The organism is Streptomyces sp. NPDC006393 (assembly GCF_040628575.1).
Classification (GTDB): Bacteria; Actinomycetota; Actinomycetes; order Streptomycetales; family Streptomycetaceae; genus Streptomyces.
In genome coordinates this window covers 1-14,184 of the sequence record NZ_JBEXZD010000077.1, presented here as the reverse complement: position 1 = coordinate 14,184, position 14,184 = coordinate 1, and the positions used below count along the sequence as shown (strand labels likewise).

The following is a 14,184-nucleotide window of genomic DNA, read 5'->3' as shown; positions in this document are numbered from 1 at the left end:
CCGGGGCGGTCCGAGGACGGCGGCCGGGCCGCTTACGCCCCCGCCGACAACCGTCGCTGGGGGGCGGGTCCGAGCGGGCCGGTGCGGGCGCAGGGTCTTTCGTTCGGATCAGGCCGGGCTCGCGGGGCCCGGCACGCACTCCCCCACTGCCTCAACCGCGTGGGCGGACCCCCGGCGGGGTTGTCGTCGGTCGCCGACTCGCCCACGCTCGCACGAGCTCGCGCGGGGGCACCGCCATCGCACCGGCTCCCTCCTCCGCCGTGCAGCCGCACGCACCGGACCCCGCTCCCTGATCCGGCCCGATCGACGAGACACCCCCTAGCCGCGGGTCAGCACGACGAGCCGGGCGTCGTGGTCGGCGGTCCAGGCGAACGGCAGACCGTAGTGCAGCAGGTGAGCGCCGCTGTAGCGGGTGCCGGTGTCCTCGTCCCGGTAGGCGGCGGCCGGGTCGAGTCCGCGCAGCCGGAGCCGGGCGGGGCGGCCGGGCACGAGTGGTGCGCCGTCGAGGACGCCGGTGCTGAACGCGGCGACGACGGTGCGCGGGCCGTGGGCCTCGGTGTACTGGACCCCGCAGGTCGGGTCATCGGGGGTGCCGAGCAGGCGGACCTCACCGTGGTGGACGACGTCCCTGATCTCCTTGTAGCGGGCGATCCAGCGGGCGGCCTCGGCACGCTGTGCCGGGTTCCAGGACCGCAGGTCGGCGCCGATGCCGAGGACGCCGCACATCGCCAGCACGAACCGGAAGGCGAGGGAGCGGGGCCGGGGGTCGAACACACCGGGAGAGTCGGTGACCCAGGAACTCATCACGTGCGGTGCATGCGCGTGCAGGAAGCCGTGCTGGATGGCGAGCCGGTCCAGGGGCGCGGTGTTGTCGCTGGGCCAGACCACGTCGGTGCGGGCCAGCGTGGCGTGTTCGACGCGTCCGCCACCGCCGGCGCAGCCCTCGACGGTGACGTGCGGGTGGGTGGTGCGCAGGTGGTCGAGGACGCGGAGGTATCCGGCGACGTGTCCGGCGTCCAGGTCGAGCCGGTCGGCGGGGCCGGCGCCGGGCCGTCCGCGCTCGGTGGGCGGCCGGTTCATGTCCCACTTGAGGTACTCGATCGGGTGCTCGGTGAGCAGTCGGTCGAAGGTGCCGATCACGAAGTCCTGCACATCGGTACGGCCGAGGTCGAGCAGCAGCTGGTTGCGGACCAGGCGGCCGGGTCGGTGTTCGACGCGGTAGACCCAGTCGGGATGTTCGGCGTGCAGGCGGCTGTTCGGGCTGACGGCCTCCGGTTCGACCCACAGTCCGAAGCCGAGGCCGAGGGCGCGCACGTCGTCCACGAACCGGCCGAAGCCCCGCGGGAACTCCGCCGGATCGGGGTACCAGTCGCCGAGGCCGCCGGTGTCGTCGGTACGGCCGGTGAACCAGCCGTCGTCCACGACGAACAGTTCGGCGCCGATCTCGGCGGCCACCTTGGCGAGTTCCAGCTGGCCGGCCGCGTCGACGTCGAAGCCGGTGGCCTCCCAGGAGTTGTAGAGGACCTTGCGGGTGCGGTGCAGGCGGTCGCCGCCGAGGTGTCGCTCGTAGCGGTGCCAGACACGGGCGAGGCCGTCCGTCCCCTCGGGGCTGAACGCGCAGGCCAGGCGCGGTGTGGTGAGGGTCTGGCCGGGCTGGAGGACCACGGCGCCCTCGTGCGGGACGCGGCCGGCGCGGACGCGGACGGCGCCGCCGGGTTCGGCCTCGGCGGTGATGTGCCAGTTGCCGGACCACTCGAGGGCGATGCCGTAGGTCGGGGCGGTGCCGTCGTCGGGCAGGGCCGCGTCCTGGACGGCGAGCCACGGGGCGTAGGCGTGGCCGGGGACTCCCTGGGTGCTGCCCATGGTGAACGTGCCGCGCGCCAGGTGGAGTTGGGTACGCGTGAACTCCTGCGACCACTGCCCGGTGAGGTAGGTGAGGCGGGCGCCGTCGGCGACGGGGACGGTGACCGCGCCCGAGTCGAGGCGTTCCAGGCGGAGTTCACCGTCGCCGGTGCAGGTCAGCTCGGTCCAGCGCAGGACGACGTCGGTGCCGGGCACGGTGGCGTAGCACAGGAGGGTGCGCAGTCCGGCGACCTCGTCGGTGAACGCCAGGCGCAGGCCGTCCGCGTCCTGTTCGGCCCCGGTGAACTCCCACCATACGCCGCGCTGGTCCCCGGAGTGCCCGACGACGAGGTCGGCGCCGGTGAAGGGGCGCAGGCCCTGCGGCAGGTACTCGGCGGGGGCGGCGTCGGCCGGGGTGATGAAGTGGGTGCGCCGGGACCAGTCGAGGGCGGAGGGGCCGTCCTCCGCGCCCAGGGGTCCCCAGGCGTCGAGTTCCGCCCAGGGGCCGTCCGGGGAGAGCCGCACCGTGTAGCTGGTGTGCTCCGTGCGCAGGGTCCAGCGTTCGTAGGAGGTCACTTCACCGCTCCGAGGTTGAGGCCGGCCACGAAGTGGCGCTGGAACCGCAGGAACACGGCCACCGTGGGGGCGGCGGCGATGACGGAGCCGGCCGCGATCACGTTCCACATGGAGACGTACTGTCCTTGAAGGCCGATCAGAGCGGCCGTGATGGGCATCTTCGTGTCGCTGCGCAGGACGGTGATGGCCCAGAGCAGGTCGTTGAAGATCCAGGTGAAGGCGAGCGCGCCGAGGGCGGCGAGCGCGGGGCGGGTGAGCGGGAGGATGATCCGCCAGAAGATCTGCCAGGGGCCGGCGCCGTCGACGACGGCGGCCTGCTGGATCTCGTTGGGGATGGCCCGCATGAAGCCGTGCAGGACGAAGACGTAGAAGCCGACTCCGAAGCCGATCTGCACGCCGATGAGGGCCGGCAGGGTGTCGTAGATGCCCATGATCTCGCTGAGCTTGGACACCGGGATCAGCAGGATCTGCGGGGGCAGCAGGTTGCCGCCGAGCATGAGCAGCAGCAGGGTGCGGCGCAATGGCAGCTCGTAGCGGCTGAGGGCGAACGCGGCCATGGCGGCGAGCGCGAGGGTGATCAGCACGCAGGGGACGGTGACGACGAGGCTGTTGATCAGGGCGCGCTGCTGGCCGCCGTCGACCCAGGCCTGGCGGAAGTTGCCGAGGGTGAAGGAGTGCGGGAGGCTGCCGAGCCCGTTGGCGGCGATGTCGTCGAACGAGCGCAGGCTGGTGACGAGGACCAGGACGATGGGCAGCAGCCAGAGCGTGGCCAGCAGTCCGGCGCCGAGGTGGAATCCGGCGGTCGCGGCCCGCCTGCGCTTCAGGGCGGTCGAGTCGGCGGACATCAGTCGGCCTCCCGGAACGCGCGGACGAGGTAGGAGCAGATGACGCCGAAGGCCAGCAAGAAGATGACGACGGCGAGCGCGGAGCCGTAGCCGAGCCGCAGGGACTGGAAGGCTGTGGAGTACATGTAGGTGCTCAGCAGTTCGGACGAGTGGTAGGGGCCGCCTCGGGTGAGCGACCAGACGACGTCGAAGGAGCGCAGCGAGTCGATGATGATGACGGACAGCACGACGGCGTTGACGCTGCGGAGCTGCGGAAGCGTCACGTGCCGGAAGCGCTGCCATCGTCCGGCGCCGTCCACCTTGGCCGCCTCGTACAGCGAGGGGTCGATGCCCTTGAGGCCGGCCAGGTAGAGCACCATGACGTAGCCGATCTGGCGCCACAGGGCGGGCACGATCACCGCGTACAGGGCGGTGTCCTGGTCGGCGAGCCATGCGTGGCGGAGACTTCCGAGGCCGACGCCCTGGAGGATCTGGTTGAGCACGCCGTCGGGCTGGTAGATGGCCTGCCAGACGAGGGCGGTCGCCACCAGGGAGAAGACGACGGGCAGGAAGAGGGCGGCGCGGTAGAAGCCGACGCCGCGGCGTTCCTGCTGGAGCAGCAGGGCGGCGGCCAGGCCGAGGATCGCCGACAGTCCGCCGAACAGCACCAGCCACAGGACGGTGTCGATCGCGGCGGTCCGGAAGACCTCGTCGTGCACCATCTCCTGGAAGTTGCCGAGACCGACGAACCGGGGCGGGGAGACGCCGTCCCAGGAGGTGAGGGCGAGGTAGAAGCCCTGGAGGGCGGGCCAGAAGACCCACAGTGCCTCGGCGAGCAGGGGTATGAGGACGAACGCGAGGACGAGCGGCGGGGTGCGGCGGACGGGTCCCCGGCCGCGCCCGACGCTGGGCGGTGTGACGGCCGGGGTCTTACGCGCGGTGGTGAGCACTGCCACCTCAGGCACTCCAGATCTTCTGTGCGTCGCGCTGCCAGGTGGTGAGGATGGAGCCGATGTCCTTGGGCTTGGCGATGAACTTGGTGAGCGCGGTGTCGGCCGTGGGCTGGAGGGCGTCACTGGAGTCGCGGTTGAAGAACTGCGTGATCTCGGCGGCGGACTCGATGTGCGCGCGGCCCTTCTTCACCAGGGGCGTGCCGGCGTCCTTGGCGTCGGGGTGGCAGGGCAGAACGGTGCCGGAGGAGCCCTTGATGTAGATCTCCTGGGCCTCGGCGGTGGCGAGGTACTTCATCAGGTCGCCGACCTGCTGGGCGCGTCCGCTGCGGGCGCTGGCGAAGTAGCCGTCGGTGGGGGCCTCTTCGGCGAGCGGCACCTTGGGGTCGATGACCGGGAAGCGGAAGAAGTCGATGTCGTCCAGGGCGTCCTTGGGCGCCGCGTCGGCGAAGAAGGTGCCGATGAGCATCATGCCGGAGCGGCCGTTGAGCAGCGCGGTGGTGGCGTCCTGGAAGGCGACGGCGGTGCCGTTGGGGTCGAAGTAGGGCAGGACCTCGGCCCAGCGGTCGAAGACCTTGCGCACCTCGCGGTCGTCGAAGCGGTGCTTGCCGGCGAGCAGCTTGCGGTGGTATTCGGCGCCGTTGATGCGGATGTTCAGGTAGTCGAACCAGGCGGAGGCGACCCAGGGGGTGTTGCCGCCGGCGCCGAGGCCGATGGGGGCGACACCCTTCGACTTGAGCTTGTCGCACAGGTCGAGGAACTCGTCCCAGGTCTTGGGCTCCTCGACGCCCCACTTGGCGAAGTTGGACTTCCGGTAGAACATGCCCCACCAGTAGTAGGTGGAGGGCACGAACACCTTCTTGCCGGAGCTGGAGGTGCACAGCGAGTTCAGCGCCTTGGAGTAGCGCTTGAGGTCGGGCGAGGACGCCCAGACGTCGTCGAGGTCGAGCAGCAGGTTCTTCTTGGCGTAGGCGTCGGCGACCGAGCCGGGATACCACGTGTAGACGTCGGGCGGGTTGGCGGACGTGAGGTACGTCGGAAGCTGGGTGCGGAAGGTCTCGGCGGCGACGGTGTTGAGGCTGACGCGCTCGGACCCCTTCTTGGCGTAGGCGGCGGTCAGGTCCTCCATCGCGGCCTTGGCCTGCGGCGCCGAGAGGTTCGACTGGAGGGTCACCGGTCCCTTGGCGGGGGACTTGGCGTCGGAGGAGGAGGTGACACAGCCGCTGAGCAGAGCCGCCGTCCCGGTGGCACCGAGTCCGGCGAGGAAACGCCGGCGGCTCGTCTGAAGGTTCGTCATGAAGGGCTCCCTGTGGATTCGCGCGGCGGGGCCGTGCGGCCGGGGGCCGGGCGCGGCCCCGTCGCGGCGGATCAAGGTTCGCGTGACACTCACGCCACGTCAAGATTAATTACTAATTTATTTGAACTGGGTGTGATGGACCATGCCGTCGACCCCGCGGTAGACCACGTCGACGGTGCCGTCCGGGCCCGCGACGGCGCCGAGGGAGCCGTCGAACGCGGCGCTCGGGAACTCCTCGCGCTTGCTCCAGCCCTGCCAGGCACCGGCGTCGTACCGCTGCTGCCAGAGCGTGTAGTCGCCGGCGCGGGCGTAGAGCAGCACGCTGCCGCCGGAGACGACGAGGGTCGGGCTGCCGCTGACCGTGCCGCCGACCGAGGTCCAGTCGGACCACGTGCCGCCCGCCGAGCGGGTCCGGGTCCAGACGTCGTCGGCGGCGGAGCGCACGGCGACGTGGACGCGGCCCTCGGAGTCGACGGCCGCCGACGGCCTGCCGTACGCCGGGCGGCTGCCGGGCGTGCCGAGCGAGGTCCAGCCGGTGTTCGCGCCGCGCTGGACGACCTGGCCGTCCGCGCCGGTGGCGAACAGCGTCCAGTGGACGGGATCGGTGAAGGCGACGCTCGGGGCGTCGGCCACCGTGCCGCCCAGGCTCTGCCAGCCGCTCCAGTGACCGCCGGTGTAGGCGCGCCGGTAGACCCGGGAGTCGGCGCCGCGCACGAAGACGTCGATGCGGCCGCCGGCCGAGGCGTACGCGGCGGGCTGGCCGAGGATGCCGCCGCGGACCGGGCCGCCGAGGTCGCGGACGCGGTTGCCCTCGTCCTCGGAGGTCCGCTGGAGCAGGGTGCCGCGCGGGCCGCGCACGAAGGTGCTCAGCGCCGAGCCGGTGCGGACGGCGGCCGGGCTCGCGGTGGCGGGCAGGCCGAGCTTCCGGCCGGGCAGCGCGTCCTCGCCGGTGAGCCGGAGGAAGGCGGTGCCGTGCGCGGGGACGGTGACGGTGTACGACCCGGTGTGCGTACCCCGGTCGGCGCGGGCCCGCAGGTCGCGGACCTTCACCCGGCCGCCGAGGGCGGCGTCGGAGAACCTCACGGTGCGCTCGGCCGCCTGGTCGGAGCGGTTGAGCAGGACGACCGCGCGGCGGCCGTGCCCGGAGAGCACCTTGCTGTAGACGTCGCCGGTCGCGTCGGTGGCCACGCGAACGCCCTGGACGCCGAGGCGGTCCTGGTCGACGCCGATGATCTCCGGGTTGCGCAGGGTGGCGAGCATCGACGACGACAGCGTGCGCGGGTCGGAGCCGAGGATCAGCGGGGAGCCCATCTCCGCCCACATGACGAACTGGGTGGTCGACTCCTCCTCGGTCAGTTCCAGGTTCCCGTCGGGCATGCGGCGCGTCGGGATCAGGTAGTCGGGGTCGTTGTAGTGGCCGGGGCCCTGGGCCTCGGGGTGCCAGGCGTTGGCGTCCATGTTGCGCAGGACGTTGGGCCACTGGCCGGGGCTCGGGGTGCCCCAGGCGATGTCGGTGCCGGTGCGCCAGGAGTCCGCGATCGTCGGCGCGTAGGCGTAGGTGTTGTGCGCGTCCTGCTCCGGGGTGTGGGGCAGGCCCCAGTCGTCGGTGAGCGGGTTGCACAGGTTCAGGAGCATCGTGCGGCCCGACTTGGCGACCGCGTCGCTGAACTCCTTGAACGCCGTGCCCGGATCGAGCTTCTCGGAGATGCCGCACAGGAAGTCGACCTTGACGGCGTCGATCTTCCATCCGGCGAACTGCCGGGCGTCCTGCTCGTAGTGGCCCCGGCTGCCGAGACCGCAGCTCTTGCCGCCGTCGTAGGTGCCGGCGTCGGTGTAGATACCGGCCCGCAGGCCGCGCTCGTGCAGGTAGTCGACGAGCGCCGGGATGCCGGACGGGAAGCGCTGGGGACTGGCGACCAGCCGCCCCTGTGCGTCGCGGGGATTGTCGGCCTGCCAGCCCCCGTCCAGCCACACGATGTCGTAGCCGCTCTCGCGCAGACCGCTGCTGACCAGCTTGTCCGCGACCGAGCGCACCTCCTTCTCGGTGGGCGCGCCGAGGCCGTAGTAGGTGTTCCAGCCCATGTAGGGCGTGGGCGCGAGACCACTGTCGTAGTAGTCGGGCGCGCCCTGGTCCGCTGCCGGAGCCGCGTGGGCGGAGGGCGTCGCGGTGGCGGCCAGGGCCACCGCGGTGGCCGCGGCGAGCGCGGTCCGGGCGAACCGGACGCGTCTGTGATCGTGTTCGGGCGGGCGTGAAGTCACGTGCCTCTCCCAGAGGTTGGGACGTGGGATGCGTGACGCGGGCCACACCGGAGCAGGGGCCTACGGCGTCACGGCGAAGACTGTGACGCCCGACCGAAACCCTGTCAATATTTATTCCTAATTTACGAGAAACAAAGCCGGAGCCGCCCGGACATCTTGACAGTCCGATGCCGCGGCGGCAGTGTTCGGCAACGTTGTCAGCGATTCTGGCAACGTTGTCATCCATCTGGTCCACCGGCCCCTCGTTCCCTGGTCTTCCCTGATCGGAGCCTTGTTCATGTCGGATCAGCCCTCCACGCCGTCCCGTCGTACCGTACTGGCGGCGGGGTCCACCCTGCTGGCCGGGTTCGGGCTCGGCATGGGCCCGCTCGCTTCCGCCGCGGCGGCCGGAACCGGACGCCTCGGCGCCGGCACTGCCCCGTCCGAACTCGCCGCGTACCGACCGGTTTTCGTGTCCTCCACCGACTACGCCCCGACGGCCGCCGAGTTCGCCGTGGACGGTCTCGCGGTGCGCGGCGTGAGGGGCAGCGGCTGGCGCGCGGCGGCGGGCGACCCGCAGTGGATCAAGGTGGACCTCCAGGCGCTGTGCGAAGTCTCGTCTCTGCGGCTGGTGTTCGAGGCGACCTCCGACGACCCGCCCTTCAAGGACTCCCCGACCGGCAGCCCGCGTGACAACACCACCGGACAGGAGATCCTGTCCAGTTGCGCGGTGGCCTTCGTCATCGAGACCTCGCGCGACGGGAGGTCCTGGACGGCGGTGTACCGCACGGACTCCGGCAAGGGCGGCGAGATGGAGATCACCCTGCCGAAGGCGGTCGGCGCACGCTGGGTGCGGATGACGGTCACCGAACGCTCCAACTCCAACCCGCTCGGCCTCAACGGCCTCCAGGTGTACGGCACCTGCCCGACCCGGCGCCCCGAGGTCACCGGCTGGACCGACTGGGGCGTGCGCGAGCGGCGTCCCGGGCCGCTGAAGCAGGCCGCCGACGGCACCGTCCCGCTGGAGTCCGGCTGGGACCTGACGATGGACGACCGGGCCGGCGCCGACGGTGCCGTGCTGTCCCGGACCGGGCACGACACGAGCCGCTGGCTCCCGGCGACCGTCCCCGGCACGGTGCTGACCTCGCTGGTGGACCAGGGTCGTCTGCCCGACCCGGTGGCCGGGTTCAACAATCTGCGCGTGCCCGAGGCGCTGTCCCGGCACTCCTGGTGGTACCGGCGCGAGTTCGCCCTGCCCAGGGGTCTGCGGACCGGCGCGGGCCGGCACGTCTGGCTGGAGTTCGACGGCGTCAACCACAAGGCCGAGGTCTGGTTCAACGGCACCGAGGTCGGTGCCTTCACCAACCCGTTCTCGCGTGCCTCCTACGACGTCACCGAGCTGCTGGCGCCCGGCGACCAGGCGCTCGCGGTGAGAATCACCCCGATGCCGTTCCCTGGCAGCCCCGCCGACAAGGGCCCGGCCGGCCTCGCGTTCGTGGACGCGGGCGCCAACATGATGAACCGCAACTCCCCCACGTACCTGGCCTCCTCCGGCTGGGACTGGATGCCCGCGGTGCGCGACCGCGCGGCCGGCATCTGGAACCACGTGCGGCTGCGCTCCACCGGCGCCGCCGTGATCGGCGACCCGCGCGTGGACACGGTGCTGCCGGGCCTGCCCGACACCCGCACCGCCGAGCTGACCGTCGTAGTCCCGGTGCGCAACGCCGACTCCCAGGACAGGCGGGTCACCGTCACCGCGGCGTTCGGCGCCGTCGAGGTCACCCGGACCGTGACGGTGTCCGGCGGCAGGAGCACCGACGTCACCTTCGCCCCCGCCGACTTCCCGCAGCTGCGCCTGCGCGACCCGCAGCTGTGGTGGCCCAACGGCTACGGCGAACCGACCCTGCACGACCTCACGCTGACCGCCTCCGTGGACGGCCGGGAGAGCGATCGGCGCACCACCCGCTTCGGCATACGCCAGTTCGGCTACGAGTACGGCGCCGTCCCGATGACCTTCCGGTGGAGCAGCGACATCTTCACCCAGACCGTGGACTTCGCCCGGCGGAAGGCGCGCTACGTCCGCCTCCTGTGCCACACCCGCGCCACCCAGTGGGGGTGCTCCATCTGGAGCCTGGCGGTCCTGGACAGCTCCACTCCCGGGAACGACCTGGCCCTCGGCAAGAGGGCGACCGCGTCCTCCGTCGACGACCCCTCGCACGGAGCGGCCAACGTCACCGACGGCGACGGCGACACCCGCTGGTCGTCCTCCTTCGACGACGAGCAGTGGGTCCAGGTCGACCTCGGCTCCTCGGTCTCCTTCGACCGGATCGCGGTCGACTGGGAGCAGGCGTACGCGAAGACGTACACCGTGCAGGTCTCCGACGACGGCGCCGACTGGACCGACGTGAAGGACGTGGACAACGCCGCCGCGCCGCTGCCGTTCCACACCTCGGGCTCGGCGAGCATGCAGAACGTCGAGTTCGACGCGGTCACCGCGCGGTACATGCGGGTGCTCTGCCGGACCCGGGCCACCGGCTGGGGCTTCTCCATGTGGGACCTGGCCGTCGTGGACAGCGCCAGACCGGGCATCAACCTGGCGTCGCGCGCACCCGCCACCGCCTCCTCCGAGGGCGAGGGCACGGTCGCCGGCAACGCGGTCGACGGCGACGTCAACACCCGCTGGACCTCGGTCTACGAGGACGACGGCTGGATCCGGTTCGACCTGGGTGCCCCGGAGCGGTTCGACCGGGTGGCGATCACCTGGGAGCAGGCGTACGCGCGGACGTACACCATCCAGGTCTCCGACGACGGCACCGACTGGAAGGACGTCACATCGGTCGACAACTCCATCGCGCCGCTGAAGATCAGCGTCAACGGCGTGCGGGTGTTCTGCCGGGGCGGCAACTGGGGCTGGGACGAGCTGCTGCGCCGGATGCCGGCCGAACGGATGGACACGGCGGTGCGGATGCACCGCGACATGAACTTCACGATGGTCCGCAACTGGGTCGGCAGCAGCAACCGTGAGGAGTTCTACGCCAGCTGCGACGAGCACGGCATCCTGGTGTGGAACGACTTCCCGAACGCGTGGGGCATGGACCCGCCGGACCACGACGCGTTCAACAGCACGGCGCGCGACGTCGTGCTCCGCTACCGCATCCACCCGAGCGTCGTGGTGTGGTGCGGGGCCAACGAGGGCAATCCGCCGGCCGCGATCGACGACGGCATGCGCGACGCGGTCCGCTCCGGGGCGCCCGGCGTGCTCTACCAGAACAACTCGGCCGACGGCATCGTCACCGGCGGCGGCCCCTACGGCTGGGTGGAGCCCGAGAAGTACTTCTCCGCCTCGACCTACGGCAGCAAGAACTACGGCTTCCACACCGAGATCGGCATGCCCGTGGTCTCCACGGCGGAGACCGTGCGCCGCCTGGTCGGTGACGAGCCCGAGTGGCCCATCGGCGGCGCCTGGTACTACCACGACTGGAGCACCAGGGGGAACCAGGCCCCGCAGAACTACCGCGCGGCCATCGAGTCCCGGCTGGGTCCCGCGAAGGACCTGGACGACTTCTGCCGCAAGGCGCAGTTCCTGAACTACGAGAACCACCGAGCCATGTTCGAGGCGTGGAACGCCAGGCTCTGGGACGACGCGAGTGCCCTGCTGCTGTGGATGTCCCACCCCGCCTGGTACAGCACGGTCTGGCAGACGTACGACTACGACTTCGACGTCAACGGCGCCTACTACGGCTCCCGCAAGGCCTGCGAGCCCGTGCACGTGCAGGCGAGCCCGGTCGACGGACAGGTCATCGCCGTCAACCACACCCCGCGCGCCCTTCACAGGGCCACGGTGACCGCGCGCTGGTACGACCTGGACGGCCGCCAGGTGGCCGGCGAGCAGAAGGCGACCGTGGACGTGGCCGCGTCCGCGACGGCGAAGGCGTTCACCGCCGATCCCAAGGGCTCCTCCCTGCCCGACCTGTACCTGTTGCGCCTGCGGCTCACGGACGAGCACGGGAGGACACTCGCCGAGAACACGTACTGGCGGTACCGGACACCGGAGGCCATGCAGGCGCTGAACAGGGCGCGGCGAACCAGGGTGTCGGTGGACGTCATGGGCTCGCGGGGCGGGTCCGGTGGCCGCCAAGAGCTGACGGCCAAGGTGGCCAACCGGGGTTCGTCGGTGGCGGCGATGGTGCGCCTGTCCTTGGTGGACACGAGTTCCGGACAGCGGGTCCTGCCCGCCGAGTACGCCGACAACTACCTGTGGCTGCTGCCCGGCGAGTCCCGGACGGTCACGGTGTCCTGGCCCGGCCGCACGCACGCGGCGCGGCCGGGGCTGAAGGCCGAGGGCTACAACGTGCCCGAGGTGGTGGGCCGGCCGTAGCCGGGATCGTCGCAGCTGCACGCTCCTCCGGGGCGCCGTGATGCGCTGCCCATGACGGCCGGTCCGGACCATGGCCGGCGGTGGGCCCGGGCACCGCCGAGCGTCTGGGGCCGACGCGTGGCGGGACCGCACCTGCTCACCCGCCGGCCCCTGCTCGCCAGCCCCTGCTCGCCCCGTCCGGCCCTCCCGGCCCACTCCAGGCAACTCACTTGGTTTTTCCAAGTGGTGTGGTTAGGCTGCCGCTGCACGATCACAGGGCAGGTCGGCGGACACCCACTCCCCGCGGGCCCTGACCTGCCCTCCGGGCACTCTGCCACCGCAACGGCACATCGGGAGACGTCGACGCATGAACACGCCGCCATCGTCGCTTGCGGCCCAGTGCACTGACGGTTCATCCGTCCGGATCGGCGCTCTCGCGCCCCTGACTCGCCCCGGCTGGGTCGAGGCAGGCCAACACCTCATCGCGGGGATGGAGTTGGCCGTACGCGATGTCAATGAGGCGGGAGGGCTGGGCGGCAGGCCGCTGGAGCTGGTGGTCCGGGACACCGCAGCCGATCCCCAAAGGGCCGCGGCGGCCGTGGACGAACTGGCGCATTTCGGCGTGGCCGCCCTGGCCGGGGAGTATCACAGCGTCGTCGCTCGCACGGCCGCGGCCAGGGCCGACGCGCTCAGGCTGCCGTACCTGTGCTCGTCGGCGGTTCTCGACGCGCTCACCGAAGAGCCGACGGACGCGGTCGCGCGCCTGTGCCCGGCGCAGTCCCACGGCTGGCGGATCTACGCGGACTTCCTGCGCGGTGCCGGCCACAGCCGCATCGCCGTGGCCACCCAGCCGAGTGTCTACTGGACTTCAGGCACCCGCCTGCTGCGGGACTGCCTCGCGCCGCACGGCGGCACCGTCATCGAACTGGACATGAGCGAGCTCACCCCCACGGCGGTCTGCGACGCACTCGCCGACCACGGCGCGACAGCCCTCCTTCTTCTCGTCGGCCACCCCGAGCCGGCCGTACCCGTCGTCCAGTCCGTCCGCCGCGACCGGCGTCTCGCCGGCATCCTGATCGGCGCTCCGGCCGGGCAACCGGAGTTCGCCGAATGGGAGACGCTGCTGGGCGAGCTCGGCACTGGGATCCCCTTCCTGCGCTACCTGCCCCGACACCTCACTCCCCTCGGTGTCCGAGTCGAGAAGGCCCTCCGCGCGCGGCTCGTCCATGCCCCCTCCTTCGTCGCCTTCGAGGGCTACGACACGATCGCCGTCCTCACCGACGTACTGCGCACCTACGGGACCGACCGGGCCCGCATCGCCGAAGCCTGGCCGCGCGTCGCCGTCGACGGCACCCGCGGGCGGATCGAGTTCTCCCGCGCACCGGCCATCAGCGTGTGGCAATGGACCTGGCCGCCCGTCCAAGTCGTCGACCGAGATCCGGCGAATCCCGGCCGCTTCCGCATCCTCCACGCCGGCTGACAGGTCCGATCGTCCTCGCTCGTCGCTCACACAGGCCCACCACCGCGTCTCGCCCGGGTGGGGGCCCGCATGGGGCCTGTGAGTGTGAGGCCACCCATAGGAGCCAGATCACATCCTACCGAGGATCGTAGAAGGCAGACCGGATTCTATGTGGCCACAAGGTCTGATAGCGGCACATTCTGGACATCTCTCCGATGTCGGGTAGTACGTCACACCTTTGCACCCCACCCCGACCCTGGCTAAACATGGTCGTCGTTGCACGGCAACCGGGCAGGACGGAACCCCACCGACCGCCCCCGGCCGGTAGCAGCACCGGGGCCCCGCCCCCGTGCCACCGCCACGACAGTGGCCGGCACCCTGACGACGACCCCCCACCGGAGAGTTCCTTGCGCATGACGATCACCCGCACCAACCGCCTCGCCCGCCTCGCCCTGACCGGCATCGCCACCACGGGCGCCGCAACCGCCGCCCTGACCCTGATGCCCTCCACCGCACAGGCCGCCGAAGCCACGCAGGTGACCGCCACCACGGCCTCCGCCCACGACAGCCACACCACCCAGACCGGCAAGACCGGCAAGACCGGCTACGCCAACAACCTCGACGGCTGGATCAAGCAGTCC

7 protein-coding genes and 1 pseudogene are annotated in these 14,184 nt (G+C 71.4%); 3 read left to right on the top strand and 5 right to left on the bottom strand.

Annotated elements, in window-relative coordinates; genetic code table 11:
• Positions 1–318 precede the first annotated feature (318 nt).
• From ABZ484_RS26650 to ABZ484_RS26630, 5 genes are all read right to left on the bottom strand, one after another.
• Complete coding sequence (locus ABZ484_RS26650; protein WP_358868451.1) at positions 319–2,418, bottom strand: alpha-galactosidase; 2,100 nt, start codon at positions 2,416–2,418, stop codon at positions 319–321.
• Positions 2,415–3,263: a carbohydrate ABC transporter permease gene (locus ABZ484_RS26645; protein ID WP_358868450.1), complete on the bottom strand. Its 849-nt coding sequence runs from the start codon at positions 3,261–3,263 to the stop codon at positions 2,415–2,417. Before ABZ484_RS26645 ends, ABZ484_RS26650 begins: the two co-directional genes overlap by 4 nt.
• Positions 3,263–4,198, bottom strand: coding sequence for a sugar ABC transporter permease (locus ABZ484_RS26640; protein ID WP_358868471.1), 936 nt, complete (start codon positions 4,196–4,198; stop codon positions 3,263–3,265). The genes ABZ484_RS26645 and ABZ484_RS26640 overlap by 1 nt, the downstream gene beginning before the upstream one ends.
• 1 nt (position 4,199) lies before the next feature.
• On the bottom strand, positions 4,200–5,489 hold the full coding sequence (locus tag ABZ484_RS26635; RefSeq protein ID WP_358868449.1) for an ABC transporter substrate-binding protein: 1,290 nt from the start codon (positions 5,487–5,489) through the stop codon (positions 4,200–4,202).
• Between the two features lie 117 nt (positions 5,490–5,606).
• Positions 5,607–7,673, bottom strand: a complete 2,067-nt coding sequence (locus ABZ484_RS26630) for a glycoside hydrolase family 27 protein (RefSeq protein ID WP_358868470.1) — start codon at positions 7,671–7,673, stop codon at positions 5,607–5,609.
• A 352-nt stretch (positions 7,674–8,025) separates the two neighbouring features.
• Here ABZ484_RS26630 and ABZ484_RS26625 point away from each other — a divergent pair, with 352 nt between their 5' ends.
• From ABZ484_RS26625 to ABZ484_RS26615, 3 genes and pseudogenes are all read left to right on the top strand, one after another.
• The gene (locus ABZ484_RS26625) at positions 8,026–12,105 is read left to right on the top strand and encodes a discoidin domain-containing protein (protein WP_358868448.1); all 4,080 of its coding nucleotides are present in this window, start codon (positions 8,026–8,028) and stop codon (positions 12,103–12,105) included.
• Positions 12,106–12,451: 346 nt separating this feature from the next.
• On the top strand, positions 12,452–13,564 hold the full coding sequence (locus tag ABZ484_RS26620; protein WP_358868447.1) for an ABC transporter substrate-binding protein: 1,113 nt from the start codon (positions 12,452–12,454) through the stop codon (positions 13,562–13,564).
• 392 nt (positions 13,565–13,956) lie between these two features.
• Positions 13,957–14,184, top strand: a pseudogene (locus ABZ484_RS26615) (hypothetical protein); the annotation flags it as partial.

Coding starts and splice junctions, on each gene's coding strand:
- ABZ484_RS26645 (WP_358868450.1), bottom strand. CDS start 3,263: ATGTCCGCCGACTCGACCGCCCTGAAGCGCAGGCGGGCCGCGACCGCC.
- ABZ484_RS26635 (WP_358868449.1), bottom strand. CDS start 5,489: ATGACGAACCTTCAGACGAGCCGCCGGCGTTTCCTCGCCGGACTCGGT.
- ABZ484_RS26625 (WP_358868448.1), top strand. CDS start 8,026: ATGTCGGATCAGCCCTCCACGCCGTCCCGTCGTACCGTACTGGCGGCG.
- ABZ484_RS26620 (WP_358868447.1), top strand. CDS start 12,452: ATGAACACGCCGCCATCGTCGCTTGCGGCCCAGTGCACTGACGGTTCA.